This is a genomic window from Providencia sp. JGM181, assembly GCF_018257375.1.
In the GTDB taxonomy this organism is placed as follows: domain Bacteria; phylum Pseudomonadota; class Gammaproteobacteria; order Enterobacterales; family Enterobacteriaceae; genus Providencia; species Providencia lanzhouensis.
This window is the reverse complement of record NZ_JAERJY010000084.1, coordinates 1-14,937: the sequence shown is the minus strand read 5'-3', so window position 1 is coordinate 14,937 and position 14,937 is coordinate 1. Positions and strand designations below refer to the sequence as shown.

Below are 14,937 nucleotides of genomic sequence, written 5' to 3'. Positions count from 1 at the left end.
AGACAGTTTTTGGATTTATTTTTAATTAGCACCACAGTCCTTTGCGGTGCTATATGTAATTTAGATCTACAACATTTCTAACCGCGCATAAGACGCCACCAGCCACTTAATCCCTTGCCCTTGAAAAGCAATTTGTAAGCGACAATGTTCCCCACTACCTTCGAGATTAATAATCGTGCCTTCGCCGAATTTAGGGTGCATCACTCTCTGCCCTAACGCATAGCCAGAATCATTTTGGCTAATCGGTGTGCCAAGACGTTGATGGCTGACAGGGCGGGAAACCGTGGCTCTTAATCGAACTTCCTCCACACACTCCGTCGGTAGCTCACCAATAAAGCGAGAAGGACGATGATAAACTTCTTTGCCATAAAGACGACGGCTTTCAGCGTAGGTGATCGTCAATTTCACCATAGCGCGGGTGATCCCCACATAGGCAAGACGGCGCTCCTCTTCTAAGCGCCCACTTTCATCCATCGACATTTGGCTTGGGAACATGCCTTCTTCCACACCCACCATAAACACAACAGGGAATTCCAGCCCTTTCGCTGAGTGTAGCGTCATCAATTGCACCGCATCTTGGCTGGCATCCGCTTGACCGTCCCCAGACTCCAATGCCGCATGAGATAAAAATGCCTGCAATGGCATCAAATCTTGGTCTTCATCTTGATAGCTAAAATCGCGTGTTGCGTTAACTAACTCTTCCAAGTTTTCAATTCGTGCTTGGGCTTTTTCACCTTTTTCCTGCTCATACATCGCACGCAAACCAGAGTCATTAATCACGCGGTCAGCTTGCACATGCAGTGGCATCTCTTGGGTTTCTTTCGCTAATGCGTCGATTAACTCTAAGAAACGCTCGATGGAGCTTGCCGCTCTTCCTCCCAGGACTTGCTCGCGAAGTAAGTACTCACAACTTTCCCATAATGTCAGTTGCTGATCCCGAGCAGTTTGGCGAACCGTATCCAGCGTTCGCTCACCAATGCCTCGTGTTGGTGTGTTTACCACACGCTCAAAAGAGGCATCGTCGTTACGGTTAGCAATTAATCGAAGGTAGGATAATGCGTCTTTGATCTCTTGGCGTTCAAAGAAGCGCTGACCACCATAAATACGGTATGCCATCGCGCCTTGAATCAACGCTTCTTCCATCACACGAGATTGGGCGTTGCTGCGGTAAAGAATGGCACAATCTTGCAGCGCACCGCCATTTTCATGCCACTGTTTAATTCGTCCAACCACATAGCGAGCTTCATCAAGCTCATTGAAGGCACAGTAAAGGGAAATCGGCTCGCCATCACCGCCTTCCGTCCATAAATTCTTTCCTAGGCGGTCGCTATTATTGGCGATCAGGGTGTTGGCGGCTTTCAGAATATTATTGGTCGAACGGTAGTTTTGCTCGAGTCGGATAGTTTCTGCACCGGGGAAATCATTCAAGAAACGCTGAATATTTTCAACTTGAGCGCCACGCCAGCCATAGATTGACTGGTCATCATCGCCGACAATCATCACTTTGCCAGTCTCACCCGCTAACACGCGGATCCACGCATATTGAATGCTGTTGGTATCTTGGAACTCATCCACCAAAATATTGGTAAAACGCTCGCGATAATGCTGTAAAACATGAGGCTTATTCAGCCATAGCTCATGAGCGCGTAGCAGTAATTCGGCAAAATCCACCAGCCCTGCACGGTCACAGGCCTCTTGATAGGCTTGATACACTTTCAGCCATGTCGCTTCAACTGGATTACCATAGCTTTCAACATGCTGGGGACGTAGCCCTTCATCTTTTTTGCCATTGATGTACCACATTCCCTGACGAGGCGGCCACTGCTTCTCATCAAGATTCATGGCTTTAAGCAGGCGACGAATCAAACGGTACTGGTCATCACTGTCTAGAATTTGGAAATCTTGCGGCAGATTCGCATCCAAGTAATGCTGGCGAAGTAAACGGTGCGCGAGACCGTGGAAAGTACCGATCCACATGCCGCCTTCGCTAGCACCCACTAACTGATTAATACGGTGGCGCATTTCTGCGGCGGCTTTGTTGGTAAACGTCACGGCCATAATCGAAAATGGGGAAGCATTCTCCACCGACATAAGCCACGCAATGCGATGAACCAACACACGGGTTTTACCGCTACCTGCGCCTGCAAGTACCAGTAAATTAGTACGCGGGGCTGCAACCGCTTCGCGCTGTTTGTCATTAAGACCTTCGAGCAGATATGAGACGTCCATAGTTACCATCAAAGCAAGACAGTGGCTACCACCACTGTGAGGTTACTGACAAAGAGGGAGAAAAGCGTGGTTTTTCCCTCTTTGTGTTATCAGGCGAAAATCAATAACTTGATTTTCCTCGTTTATTTTCATAAACCTAAACAACCATTTCAAACCTGATTGGTTTGGAAATGGTTTAACAGTGGCTACCACCACTGTGTTTTTATACAGAGAAAGGATTATACCAATGACAGGAGAGAATCCAACCGACAAATTTCCACATGAGGCAATATGCGCCCTTCTTTCTCATCCATTAACGTCGTATGGTCCACGTTGAACCAGCAGGCTTGCATACCGCTATTAATCGCCCCTTCTACATCGGTCAGCAAATTATCTCCAATATGTAAAATAGCGCCTGGCTCGATATTCAAACGCGTAGAAGCAAGATGATACATATCGCAGCATGGCTTAGAGCGCCCATCCGGCCCAGCTTTTAATACAAACTGAAAATATTGCCCCAGCCCACACGCTTGCGGCTCGGCGTTACCATTCGTAATCGCCACCAGCGGTAATTTTTCGGCTAATTTTGCTAGCGTTTCATGGGTGGATTGCGGGACATGAATTTGATTACGCCAGTAGGTAAAGTGCGCCATAATATCATCCGCACCTTTGAGGGCATCCTCTTTATTATAACCATAGTGGCACAGCATCATTTTCGACGATAACCAGCGCCAGCGGGTAATATCATGACGAATATCTGGCTCTTGTTCTTCCACTAGATAGCGAAATGCATAAATGTCATCATTCGTAAAATGATGAAAACGCGGGTCATATTCACGAATAAACCGTAAAACTTCCTCTTCCGTTTTATCAATCACGGGATGGTTGTCGTACAACGTATCATCCAAATCAAACGTCATTGCTTTGATGGGTGATAACGGACGGTAAAAGTGCATTAAGATTTCTCCCTCTTCGCTCGCGGATGTGCCACATCATAAACATTAGCGAGATGTTGGAAATCAAGATGGGTATAGATTTGGGTGGTAGAGAGATTAGCATGACCTAATAACTCTTGTACCCCACGTAAATTACCACTTGATTCGAGAATATGAGTTGCAAAAGAGTGACGTAATTTATGGGGATTTATATGGCTATTTACCGCTTGTTTAATGCCCCACTGCTCAAACCGCTTTTGCACATTGCGATTCGAGATACGCTTACCACTTTTCGTGGAAATAAATACCGCGCCATCAACAGGCTCATACAATTCGCGCATTTCAAGCCAGCGTTTTAGCCAACTCACTGCCGTTTTTCCTAGGGGAATTTTACGTTCTTTGCTGCCTTTCCCCATCACCCAGACCTCGCCTAAATTGAGGTCAAGGTGCTTAACATCCAAACCAACCAGCTCAGAGAGACGTAATCCCGCGCCATACATCACTTCCAGCATGGTTCTGTCTCGCACCACGAGCGGGTCGCCACTGTCCATATTCAACAGTTGGGAAACTTCGTCCACATCCATATTTTTCGGTAGACGTTTTTTCGCTTTAGGGGCATGAATGGTTTTAACTGGGTTTGCCGGTAGCTCGCCTTGCTGCACCATCCAATCACAAAAACTACGTAGTGCGGAAAGCCTTAATGCCATGCTCGCTGCTTGCAAGCCTGTTCGACGGCTCTTCGCGGCAATATTGCGCCCTATCGTCATATCCAACTGCTGCCATTGGCTCACTTTCAGTTCACCTAAAATTTGGCAAACTGCACCTAATTGACGACGATAATTGGTTATCGTGACTGGACTCAACCGGCGCTCAACGCGGAGGTAACGCAAAAAGGCTTCTACTTGAATCATCAGCCCTTCTGGCTGAATGTCTACAGGCGTTCTATCCATTGACATAATAACCTCGGTAGAATTTGAGCTACTTTTTCCAGCATGACTGTGCCCATACCCTGTTGATAGTGCTCACGGTCACGGCTGGTAAATATCACCATGCCAGATTCCCCATGATGCCCAAACAACGAAATCGCTACTGAGCCCACATTTTGAGCCTCAGGAAGTAAAAGTTGGAGTTCAGGGCCATTTAGCCGTCCAAGATAATTGAGGTTATCCCCAAAACGCTGAATACGTACCGGTTCAAAAACACGGCGTGGGAGCACTAATTCGTAGGCATCCAATGGCGCAGATAATCGCCAACTATCGCTAAATAAGCGTACAGAAGCTCCTGATAGCCCGAGCTTTTTAGCCCAGCGATTCAGCACAAATAGCATCTCCCGCAAACTATTTGCGGAAGACATTTCAATGACGAGATAAAGAAGCTCATCGAACAGTTGCCCATTTTCGTGGGCTTGTTCCACCATAAAGCGGATATCCTGTTCGAGATTTTTGATTTTCTGACGTTGACGACTCATCACCAATTCAGGAAGCGAGATAGCCTCCTGAACGGCATGAGGAACCTTGATATGTTCAGCAAGAGACGCATTGCGAATAAAGAAATAAGGGTTCTGTTTTAAATATTGCACCACATCTTGCTCATCAATTAACTGAGCAATCTCAGGCACTTGTTCAGGCTTATCCATTATTCCCCTCTTTCCACTCAATCAAGATTAAATTTGGATCACTCCATCATAAACATGGGTCGCAGGCCCTGTCATATACAGCGGTGATCCGGGACCTTCCCAACTAATATCGAGGGAACCGCCCGGTAAATCGACACGAACACGGTTAGCTAATAAGCCCTGTCCTACACCCACGGCAACTGCGGCGCATGCACCGCTACCGCACGCTTGGGTTTCCCCCGCACCACGTTCATAAACACGTAAGCGAATATAGTCTGCGCTGACAATCTCCATAAAACCGATGTTGGCACGTTCAGGGAAGCGTTCGTGGCTTTCCAATGCAGGACCCAACACTTCTACCTCTGCGGTTTGGACACTGTCCACTTGCACCACACAGTGCGGATTTCCCATCGAGACAACACCCGCAAACACTGTACGTTCTTGTGCTCGAATAATATAGGTTTTTTCCGCTTTCACGGCACGAAAAGGGACGTTTTGCGGTTCAAAATCAGGCTCGCCCATATTCACACAAACATCATCATTTTCATTAATTGTGAGAGTCATACGCCCAGATTGGGTGCTCACTTTAATTTTCTGTTTGTTTGTCAGACCTTTTAAACGGACAAAACGGGCAAAACAGCGCGCTCCATTGCCACATTGTGCAACTTCACTACCATCTGCGTTAAAAATACGGTAATGGAAATCGAGATCAGGATCATAAGGGGCTTCGACCAGTAAAAGCTGGTCAAAACCAACGCCGGTATGCCTGTCCGCTAGGCGGCAAATCAGTTCAGGTGAAAAATAGACGTTCTGTGTGACGCCATCCACCACCATAAAATCATTGCCTAAGCCATGCATTTTTGAGAACTGCAATTCACGTTCCATAGCAGAGGCTTACTGTTTGGTCGCAGCAGGCTCTTGGTTCGAGCTGCTTGGAGCTTTAGGTTGCACGTCAGATTTAGCAGGCGCCGCTGCGTTGTCTTCAGGCGGAAAATACAACGGCCCTTTTAAGCCACAGCCAGAAAGGGTGAATAAAACGAGAAGTGCGCTAAGTCCAAATAAACTTTTTTTCATTATGATGTTTCGCCTGTAAGACTAAATTTTGCAATCTGATATTTCACACAGTAACAGGTGTCGCTTTTCAAATCACGCCTGTTTATCAAACATATTAATATTATATACGTTAAATAATTCAAATGGCATCTCACAAGTAAGATGTGCGCCGTTTGACCCTCGAATACATTCAACCCTATAATTTCGCCTAAATAAAAGTATAAACAGGAAATACATCATGAACGATAGCGAATTTCATCAGTTAGCAGAGCAATTGCTCAGCTCGATTGAAGAGCATTTAGATAATTACGATGGCGATGCAGATATTGATAGTGAAATTAATGGCGGCGTCATGACCTTAAGCTTTGAAGATGGCAGCAAAATCATCATCAACAAACAAGAAGCCTTCCACCAAATCTGGTTAGCAACCAAACAAGGTGGCTATCATTATGATTATAAAGATGGAAAGTGGATTTGCGACCGCTCAGGTCAAGAGTTTTTGTCCATGTTGGGCAATGCCATTACCTTCCAAAGTCACTTCCCATTCTCGTTCTAAATACACACACCAAAAATCACAGGCAGAGTCTATAACTTACTCTGTCTGTTTTTTATCATAATAAAATCAACATAATAAAATTAATAGTATTGAGCATGCTGTTTAGAATGGTCTAGCTGTTCAGATTGGTTTAATTGTGGTGGCGAGGGATATTCATCATCCTCTTCATCTTCAGTAAATGGCCAAGAAGCGTCAGAGAAGACAATAACTTGCTTTTTGCCTTCTTCTTCCACAATTTGATAAAACTGCGGCAAATTGAAATTGATAAAGTTTGCACCGTAGGTAAAGCGGTCATGGGAGGAAGAGTAGAATTTGCTGACATCGCGCACTAGCTCTTCTTTGGAACCTTCACAATGAGAGTAAATTTCCACGCGATTAGCTTCATCCAATACGTAGATATTAAACCCTGTATTATCGGGTGTATTTTCAAAGAAAAACTGCACAATCCCTTCGCTGGCATAGCCATCCACAACCGCAGGAAGATGATTATCCCCTTTCGCTTGTAATTTTACTGGCCAACCATGCAACTTGTTATGGGAGATTGCACCGTAGAACTCAACGGCATTTTCGAGTTTTTGTACAGAGACGTTTAAACGCTCAAAGAACAGACCCCATGTTTGCCCTGCAATGCGTAATGCCTTAAAGCGACCAGGTTCATGACGATTGCTGGATAAGCGCAATTCAATACACTCTGACACTAACTGCTGTACGCGAGTACGAATAAGCCCACGTAAATGTTCGCTATAACAGAATACTTCAACCGCTTCAGGTGGTGCCGCATCTTGGTGCATTTTACCGAGGATGGTTTTCAGTGCTTCTAACATGCACTGCTCACCGCTGAAATGCAGGGTACGAACTTCATTCCATGAATTGCGATACAGAAGGTCGATGCTGCTGATCAAGCACTTTTGAGACTCACCAAAACTGAAAATATCCAGCTTTCTGAAATCCACATGCACCACCTGCTCAGAATAGACCTGTGTCGGGTCTTTTTCTAAGTTAACGATGATGGCTAAGTGGCGGATTTCACATGGGCTATACAGCGCTTTAGGAGTTGGAGCAGGCAATCTTATTGGGAAATGGCTCGATACATCATGCATTAATTCCAGTAATTTGCGTTCATCGCATTGGGATTTGCCATGATGCATATGAACTTGCGTATTTTCAGTCAGTAACCCATTAAAATAGGCCCACGCCACCAGCTTATTCAGATAGCGGTTATATTCTAAAGGTTGATGACCGATAATCGTGTCGATTTGCGGCGCTTGGTTATACAGATACCAGCCGCTACGATTGGCACGTCCTTCAGGCACATAAATAAATGTCAGGTGCTCTTCGCTAAGATCTGGGGAAATTTGTGGATTTACTAATGTCACTTTACCGGGTAGCGCTTCAAACGCAGCATATAACTTACGGGTTAATACCCCAATATCTTGTGGGCTAGCACTAACACTTAAATTATTACGACGGGCAAATCGAATTAAGTTACGGTAACTTTGCATCATCGTATCGAGCAGCTCATTATGCGCTTCACGCACACGCTCAATTTTCCACTGGCTACGCGTATCTAACACAGCCAGACGCTCGGCGCTCCATCCCCACGACTCCACTAACTGGGACAGCACATCACGGCGCCAACCAGAACATTGGTCATCTTCATCTTCCGAAAGCTTTTCACAGACTTTTAGATAGAAGCAGCGACGAATTAAATCCAAACGCGTGGAATCATTAATTTCAGTCAGATAACGGGTTACGCGCTCCAACATGAGACAGTATGAATCCAATCCGTAACAGACGATTTCACCTGCATGCAAATGGCGTTTAAACTCTAACGCTAACAACTTACCGTGCGGATAATCCCAAGAGTAGGACTCCAGTAAAATACTTTTCAACACCGCTTTATACGGAGAATCGACGCTTTTATATAGCTGCCACAAACTGGCACCAAAGTATTCCGCGGCTGACAATTCACCGAGGCCGCCTAAATCCAGCCATTCGTTCGGTGTCAGTACCCCTTGAGCATACAGCCCCATGACATATTCGTCATAGTGTTGCTCTTCTTCAACAGGCACCATTGTCCATAACAGACGTTTCCCAGCCATACGCACCGCTGTACGATAAAATTCATCCAGCAATAAAATGTGTTGTGTGGAACCACAATCTTCACCACCAAGATGCCCGCTTGCATTATGGCGAAAACGATTTTCATCGATTAAAAAGACAGTGACATCAATACCCAGCGAGGCAGCCCACTGTTCAATTAATGTGCATTTTTTCTGTAAAGATCGTTTTTCTTCGTTATCTAACCAAGAAGGATGACAAACCCACACATCAATATCAGAGCAGTGGCTTTGCCCCACAGAGGAGGTACTACCCATCGAGTAAATGCCTGTAATTGGCAATTCACCATTAGCTTGGTTGTTTGTGGATAAGAAGCGTTCGAAAGGTTGTAACCATTTGAGTTGTTCTGCATCTGGTGAGAAGAAACAGACGCCATGAGGGACGTCGCCTTCAATATAACCCGGCATCATGGGATGATGATAATGAAACAAGACAGGCAACAAGCTGTAAACCTTCGAAAAGGTTTCACTCATAGAAGCCGTCGCGCGTTCCAACCGTAATTGGTTTATCGCATCAAGTCTTTGCTTTAAAGTTTCAATATAGAGGTACAAAGGTTACGCCTGACTGAAAGAATGTAATGACAAACCTGGGGAATTTTCCCAGCACCCAACAGATAGAGAAAAACTTAAATTACTTTTCAAAGGGATTGTCGGAAACGTGATCAATTTAACACCTTGGAGCAAAAGGGTAAAGTAGATCACATAATTTTTCCCGTCTATTTTTAGTACAAATTATTTTTCAACATATTGTATAAAAAGACTTTTTATTTTTGCATTGCAGAAATATCCCTTGTTTTTCAATGGAATAATATCACCATCATGGGTTGTATAACAAAAAAGCAGCCTTAATCTAAATTCAGCCCAGTGCTGGCAGGGTCTGCGCTTACACGCTTCAACAAAATTCCTTCAAAATATCACCCACTGCAATTCCAAAAAAGCACGAATAGCTAAAGAGATTTGTTATCTAGATCCTCTTTTAAGTCATTTTTTTCCAAGAGGCTCACAAAAAAGATGTAAAAAAGCGAACTTCACTTGATACATCTCATCCGTTCATTCTTCTTATATCGCTCATTCTGCGACCAACTGGAAAAATTACCGCTAACATGTTAAAACTAACGCCAATTGTATGGTTAATCTGCGGCGATATTCGCCTGAGAAAACAGTGAAATGACATCAACAAATATCGTGCGTATCGCAACGCGTAAAAGCCCTCTGGCGCTATGGCAAGCTTATTTCGTAAAAGCAGAATTAGAGCAACGCCATCCCGGCTTACAGGTAGAGTTAGTCCCAATGGTCACCAAAGGGGACATTATTTTAGATACCCCATTAGCGAAAGTCGGTGGAAAAGGTTTATTCGTCAAAGAATTAGAGCTAGCGTTACTTGAAGGTCGCGCAGATATTGCCGTTCACTCAATGAAAGACGTACCTGTAGAGTTCCCTGAAGGGTTAGGCTTGGTCACCATTTGTGAGCGCGAAGATCCACGAGATGCGTTCGTTTCTAACCATTATGCCAATATTGATGCACTCCCAGCAGGCAGCATCGTCGGTACATCCAGCTTACGCCGTCAGTGCCAGTTACGAGAATTACGCCCAGATTTAGTTATCCGTGACCTACGCGGCAACGTCGGTACCCGCCTGTCTAAGCTCGACAACGGCGAATACGATGCCATTATCCTTGCAGTGGCAGGTCTAAAACGCTTAAAACTTGATGAGCGAATCAAAGCTGCACTGGAACCAGAACAATCTTTACCTGCCGTTGGGCAAGGCGCCGTAGGTATCGAGTGCCGCTTAGATGATCAACGCACCCGTGACTTACTCGCCGCATTGAATCACGATAAAACCTCCGTGTGTGTCCTTGCTGAACGCGCCATGAATATGCGCCTTGAAGGCGGTTGCCAAGTGCCTATTGGTAGCTATGCTATTTGGAAAGGGGATAAAATCTGGCTACGTGCGCTCGTTGGAGCCCCAGATGGTAGCCAAGTCATTCGTGGAGAACGCTTAATCGCGCCTACCGACGCAATCCAAGCCGGTATTTCTCTGGCAGAAGAGTTGCTTGATAATGGCGCCCGTGAAATTCTCACTGAAGTCTATAAAGGCAATGCACCAGCATGAGGGTCCTTGTTACTCGCCCAGAGCCATCAGGCTCCGCGTTGATAACAGCCATTAATGCTACTGGGGGGCAGGCTTACCCGGCTCCCTTAATTACGATTGAAGCGGGTTCACAGCTCAATACTTTGTCTTCTCGCTTAGATGGATTATCAGAAAACGACCTTGTCTTTCTTTTATCTAAAAATGCCGTCTGGTATGCAAATTTAGCACTGGAACAAGCAGGACGAGACTGGTCAGATAAGTTATCCTACTATGGTATAGGACAATCTACAGGTCACTATTTTCAGCAACTAACTGGACAAATTATCCGTTGGGCTGAAGCAGGAGAAACCAGCGAGGTGTTACTCACCCACCCTGACCTGCAAAATTTAGTGGGGAAACGTGCCTTACTCCTTCGAGGTAATGGCGGTCGTGAACTCCTTGCCTCAACATTACGCGCTCGAGGTGCAGATGTTGATTACTGCGAATGCTACGCAAGGCGACCTATACACTATGATAAAACTGAGTTTAACCAAACTTGGTTTAACACGGGTATCACCGACATTGTGGTGACAAGCGGTGAAATGTTGACCCTACTTAACGATTTGATTGCTGAAGATATGCAACAATGGTGGTATTCCCGCCGGCTACTGGTTGTCAGCGAACGAATTGCAGAAAAAGCCCGCCAAAGTGGGTGGCGTCGGGTCAGTGTGGCAACTAGCGCAGATAATCACGCTTTACTTGAAGCATTAATTTCAACCGATATGGGATGCTAATTTATGACGGAACAAGACAAAATTACCGACACTGTTAATGATGAAGCTGTGACAGAGAAAAAAGAGACTCGTCAGCCGACGCCTTCATCCAAACAGAAACGCCCTGGTCTTGCAGTCAGTGCGATCGCTATCGCCATTATCGTCGTCATGGGCGGCGGGATGTACTACTTTACTCAGCAAAGTAATGCGCAATTGGTTCATGATAATAACCAACTGAAACAGCAAGTCAGTGAATTAGTTGAACAACAAAATGCCGATAGACAACGTGTAGATGCGCTCATCGCGACCAACACCGAGCTAAAAAACCATGCGCGTGATTATGAAGATCAACTCAATCGTCGCATGCAAGAATTACAAGCTCACGTCACCGCACTCTCCAGCTCAGACGTAAAAAACTGGCTGATTGCCCAAGCTGATTTTATGGTGAAAATGGCAGGTCGCAAATTATGGAATGACCATGATCCTGTTACTGCTGCCGTTCTACTCAAAAGCGCAGACACCAGTTTAGCGGAAATGAATGACCCAAGTTTGTTGGATATTCGTAAAGCTATCGCCAATGATATGAACAAGCTAGCTGCCATCAACCAAATTGATTATGACGGCATTATTTTACGTTTGAATCAGCTCAGTAATGATGTCGATAACTTACGCCTCGCCGATTTAAATAATGGCGATGCGCCAGAAGATACCGGCACTGATGTCAGTGACGATATTGCAGACTGGAAAGATAACCTCGCACGCAGCTGGAAAAGTTTCACCAGCGATTTTATCACTGTGCGCGCTCGTGATGGCTCCGAAGCACCGTTGCTAGCCCCAAACCAAGATATTTATCTGCGTGAAAATATTCGCTCCCAATTACTTATCGCAGCTCAAGCCGTGCCGCGTTATCAAGAAGAGACGTACAAGCAATCCCTTGAGCAAGCTTCTACGTGGGTACGCGCTTACTTTGATGTGGACGCACCAGCCACTAAAGCCTTTTTGACGGAACTCGATGATTTAATCAATCAACCGATTGATGCCGATATGCCTGAAGCTTTAGAAAGCCAAGCGAAGCTGGAAAAAGTGATGCAAACGCGAGTACGCAATTTGTTATCTCAAAATGCAGAACCCACTGGCGTTTCCGAGGATGCCGCGCTTGAGGCGGTAAAAGAAGCGGATAAAGCTGCCGAAGAGGCAACAACGCCTACAGATACGCAAACCGACAAACCGGACGTTGCCGCCGAAGCTCCTGTAACGGATGCGGCAAACGCCCCTGAGCATAAGGGGTGATCATGATTAAAGTCTTTGTTCTCTTTATCGTCCTGATTGCGGGCATTATCTTGGGTCCTCTATTAGCAGGTCACCAAGGCTATGTATTTATTCGTACCGATAGCTACGATATTACGACCAGCGTCACCAGCCTTGTGCTGTGTTTTATCCTGCTGCAATTTGTTCTGTTATTCCTTGGATGGTGCTACCGCCGCTTTATGAGCACCACCTCACGGACAAAAGGCTGGCTTAGCGGTCATAAATACCATAAAGCGCACACTCAAACGCAAAAAGCCTTACTCAAATTAGCCGAAGGTGATTTGGAGCAAGTCGAGAAACTAATGAGTAAGCATGCTGATTTTTCTCAGCAGCCAGTCATTAACTACTTGATGGCAGCTGAAGCCGCCCAGCAACGTGGGGATAGTTATCGCACCCATCAATATTTAGATAGGGCTGCTGAAGCCGCAGGTAAAGATCAACTTCCCGTGGATATTAGCCGTGTTCGCATCCAATTGGCGGAAGGCGAAATTCATGCTGCCCGTAATGGCATCGACAAGCTGCTCGACCAAGCACCACGCCACCCAGAAATTTTACGTTTAGCTGAACAAGCTTACTTAGGTACCGGCGCATACCAAGCACTCATTGAGCTGCTGCCGATTATGGCAAAAGTCCAGTTACATAATGAAGATGAGCTTGAAGCGTTAAAACTCAAAGCGTACAAAGGGCTCATGAACCAATGTATGGCTGAAGGTGGTAGCGATGGCTTGAAAAATTGGTGGAAAGCTCAGCCACGTAAAGTTCGCCATGAAGTGCCATTACAAGCTTTCTTAGCCGAACATTTAATTGAATGTGGTGATACGCGTAGCGCAGAAAAGATGATAATTGATGGATTGAAGCAGCAATATGACGAACGTTTACTGCTGCTGATACCGAAATTACAAAGCGAGCAACCTGAAGCGATTGAAAAAACACTGTTAAGCCTCGTCAAACAGTCTGGCGCGACACCATTACTCAATAGCACATTAGGGATCCTTGCGCTTCAACATGCCCAATGGGAAAAAGCAGAAACCTACTTTAAAGCCGCATTGGCACAGCGTTTTGATGCTTATGATGCAGCTTGGTTAGCCGATGCTTATGACAAGCTACACAAACCGAATGAAGCGGCGAAAATTCGCCAAGAGGCGCTCACTCACTCCCTCAAACAAGAGCGAGCAAAGGGATAAATTTTTAACTCACTCGTTAAGCTTTGATCTAAAACGCCTCCCAGTCCGAGGCGTTTTTTATATCTATGATTTGGATCTTTACTATTTATCTCAAAAAGATAGTCGCAGTGAGATTCACTTTTAGCGAATCAAGGCAAACCGCATATTGCTATGTTATAAAAGGGTCACATAGTGTATAAATAATCGTATACATTTTCGTTTTGAATGAATTCAGGATAAAGATATGAATGTAGTGAAAACTCTCTGGCGTTGGATTGTAGCGAGCCAAAATCGTTTACAGATCTTTTTTGACCTGCTACTTCTGATTTTATCCCCGTTTATTTTTATTTCGATCATTGGCTTCAATACCGCCGATCTGAATAAAGATATCTTTATTATTACCTTTATTATTATTGCCTATACCTATGTAACTCGCTGGATCAGCAAGTGGTTAAGCAAAGAGAAAAAAGCGTAAGCGAGAAGATAATGTTTCTTTCCTAATGCTCATCAGGTTAGGAAAGAAAATGACAACCCAAGATTGATACAAAAAAAAAACACCTGCCGAAGCAGGTGTAAATAACAATCAGGTCTACAGACGGATGGTGCCTCACTCAACGTTTCGTCCGTTCGCTGATGGTAAGAGGATTAGCTCTTGATCATCTAAATTGGACAATAGGCACCGATAATCGGCTTTGCGTCATCCCTGGGTTTATGAAGCTAGGCTGTCATAATAAGTGGGATGAGCATCTACATAATAGATAATGCAGAATGCGTGCCAACTTTTATATCGTTCCAATTTTTTCTTTTCTCACCTCGTAACTCCCCTGCTTTTAAACGATATTTTTATTTCTTACTTATTGTGACTTTTTAACACCTCATTCTTACCAAATCCCATTCTGTTCGATTCAGCTATTTTGTCTCAATTTAGAGACAGCTTAGAATGCCTATTAATTTCTTCATATAAATCAATTAGTAAAATGTCTCTTTTTGACGACATTGAAATAGGGGTTTGTATCGGATCTGAGACAAACATTTTTATTCATTAAAAACATAACGTTATAAGCATATTTAGATAATGTTGCCGCGAGAGCGGGTTATTCAAAGTGGCATTTACAGAGAATGTTCAAGGATGTGAC

The 14,937-nt window shown here is 44.8% G+C and carries 13 protein-coding genes and 1 pseudogene; 7 read left to right on the top strand and 7 right to left on the bottom strand.

Annotated elements, in window-relative coordinates; genetic code table 11:
- Window positions 1-66: 66 nt before the first annotated feature.
- From uvrD to lptM, 6 genes are all read right to left on the bottom strand, one after another.
- A complete protein-coding gene (gene uvrD / locus JK188_RS11580) occupies window positions 67-2,229 on the bottom strand; it encodes a DNA helicase II (protein ID WP_211886819.1) in 2,163 nt (720 codons plus the stop codon).
- 218 nt (window positions 2,230-2,447) lie between these two features.
- Window positions 2,448-3,164 (bottom strand): 5-amino-6-(5-phospho-D-ribitylamino)uracil phosphatase YigB, encoded by a 717-nt coding sequence (gene yigB, locus JK188_RS11575; RefSeq protein ID WP_211886817.1) that lies wholly within the window; start codon window positions 3,162-3,164, stop codon window positions 2,448-2,450.
- Entirely contained in the window at window positions 3,164-4,093 is a 930-nt protein-coding gene (xerC, locus tag JK188_RS11570) for a tyrosine recombinase XerC (protein WP_132496311.1), read from the bottom strand. Before xerC ends, yigB begins: the two co-directional genes overlap by 1 nt.
- Complete coding sequence (locus JK188_RS11565) at window positions 4,075-4,779, bottom strand: DUF484 domain-containing protein (protein WP_211886816.1); 705 nt, start codon at window positions 4,777-4,779, stop codon at window positions 4,075-4,077. Before JK188_RS11565 ends, xerC begins: the two co-directional genes overlap by 19 nt.
- A gap of 27 nt (window positions 4,780-4,806) precedes the next feature.
- Entirely contained in the window at window positions 4,807-5,631 is an 825-nt protein-coding gene (gene dapF / locus JK188_RS11560) for a diaminopimelate epimerase (protein ID WP_181478845.1), read from the bottom strand.
- A 21-nt stretch (window positions 5,632-5,652) separates the two neighbouring features.
- Window positions 5,653-5,832, bottom strand: coding sequence for an LPS translocon maturation chaperone LptM (lptM, locus tag JK188_RS11555; protein ID WP_036948849.1), 180 nt, complete (start codon window positions 5,830-5,832; stop codon window positions 5,653-5,655).
- 217 nt (window positions 5,833-6,049) lie between these two features.
- Here lptM and cyaY point away from each other — a divergent pair, with 217 nt between their 5' ends.
- Window positions 6,050-6,367 carry an iron donor protein CyaY gene (cyaY, locus tag JK188_RS11550; RefSeq protein ID WP_006658190.1) on the top strand — a complete coding sequence of 106 codons (318 nt, stop codon included), beginning with the start codon at window positions 6,050-6,052 and terminating at the stop codon, window positions 6,365-6,367.
- An 80-nt stretch (window positions 6,368-6,447) separates the two neighbouring features.
- Here the strand turns inward: cyaY and JK188_RS11545 are convergent, their stop codons facing one another.
- Window positions 6,448-9,039 carry a class I adenylate cyclase gene (locus JK188_RS11545; protein ID WP_211886815.1) on the bottom strand — a complete coding sequence of 864 codons (2,592 nt, stop codon included), beginning with the start codon at window positions 9,037-9,039 and terminating at the stop codon, window positions 6,448-6,450.
- A 615-nt stretch (window positions 9,040-9,654) separates the two neighbouring features.
- On the opposite strand from JK188_RS11545, the gene hemC reads away from it, so the two are divergent.
- From hemC to JK188_RS18105, 6 genes and pseudogenes are all read left to right on the top strand, one after another.
- Window positions 9,655-10,599, top strand: a complete 945-nt coding sequence (gene hemC / locus JK188_RS11540; RefSeq protein ID WP_211886814.1) for a hydroxymethylbilane synthase — start codon at window positions 9,655-9,657, stop codon at window positions 10,597-10,599.
- The gene (locus tag JK188_RS11535) at window positions 10,596-11,351 is read left to right on the top strand and encodes a uroporphyrinogen-III synthase (protein WP_211886812.1); all 756 of its coding nucleotides are present in this window, start codon (window positions 10,596-10,598) and stop codon (window positions 11,349-11,351) included. The genes hemC and JK188_RS11535 overlap by 4 nt, the downstream gene beginning before the upstream one ends.
- A gap of 3 nt (window positions 11,352-11,354) precedes the next feature.
- Window positions 11,355-12,620, top strand: coding sequence for a uroporphyrinogen-III C-methyltransferase (hemX, locus tag JK188_RS11530; RefSeq protein ID WP_211886811.1), 1,266 nt, complete (start codon window positions 11,355-11,357; stop codon window positions 12,618-12,620).
- Window positions 12,621-12,622: 2 nt separating this feature from the next.
- Entirely contained in the window at window positions 12,623-13,822 is a 1,200-nt protein-coding gene (gene hemY / locus JK188_RS11525; protein WP_211886810.1) for a protoheme IX biogenesis protein HemY, read from the top strand.
- A 223-nt stretch (window positions 13,823-14,045) separates the two neighbouring features.
- Window positions 14,046-14,276 (top strand): DUF4014 domain-containing protein, encoded by a 231-nt coding sequence (locus tag JK188_RS11520; protein ID WP_006658197.1) that lies wholly within the window; start codon window positions 14,046-14,048, stop codon window positions 14,274-14,276.
- 593 nt (window positions 14,277-14,869) lie between these two features.
- A pseudogene (locus JK188_RS18105) lies at window positions 14,870-14,937 on the top strand (AraC family transcriptional regulator); the annotation flags it as partial.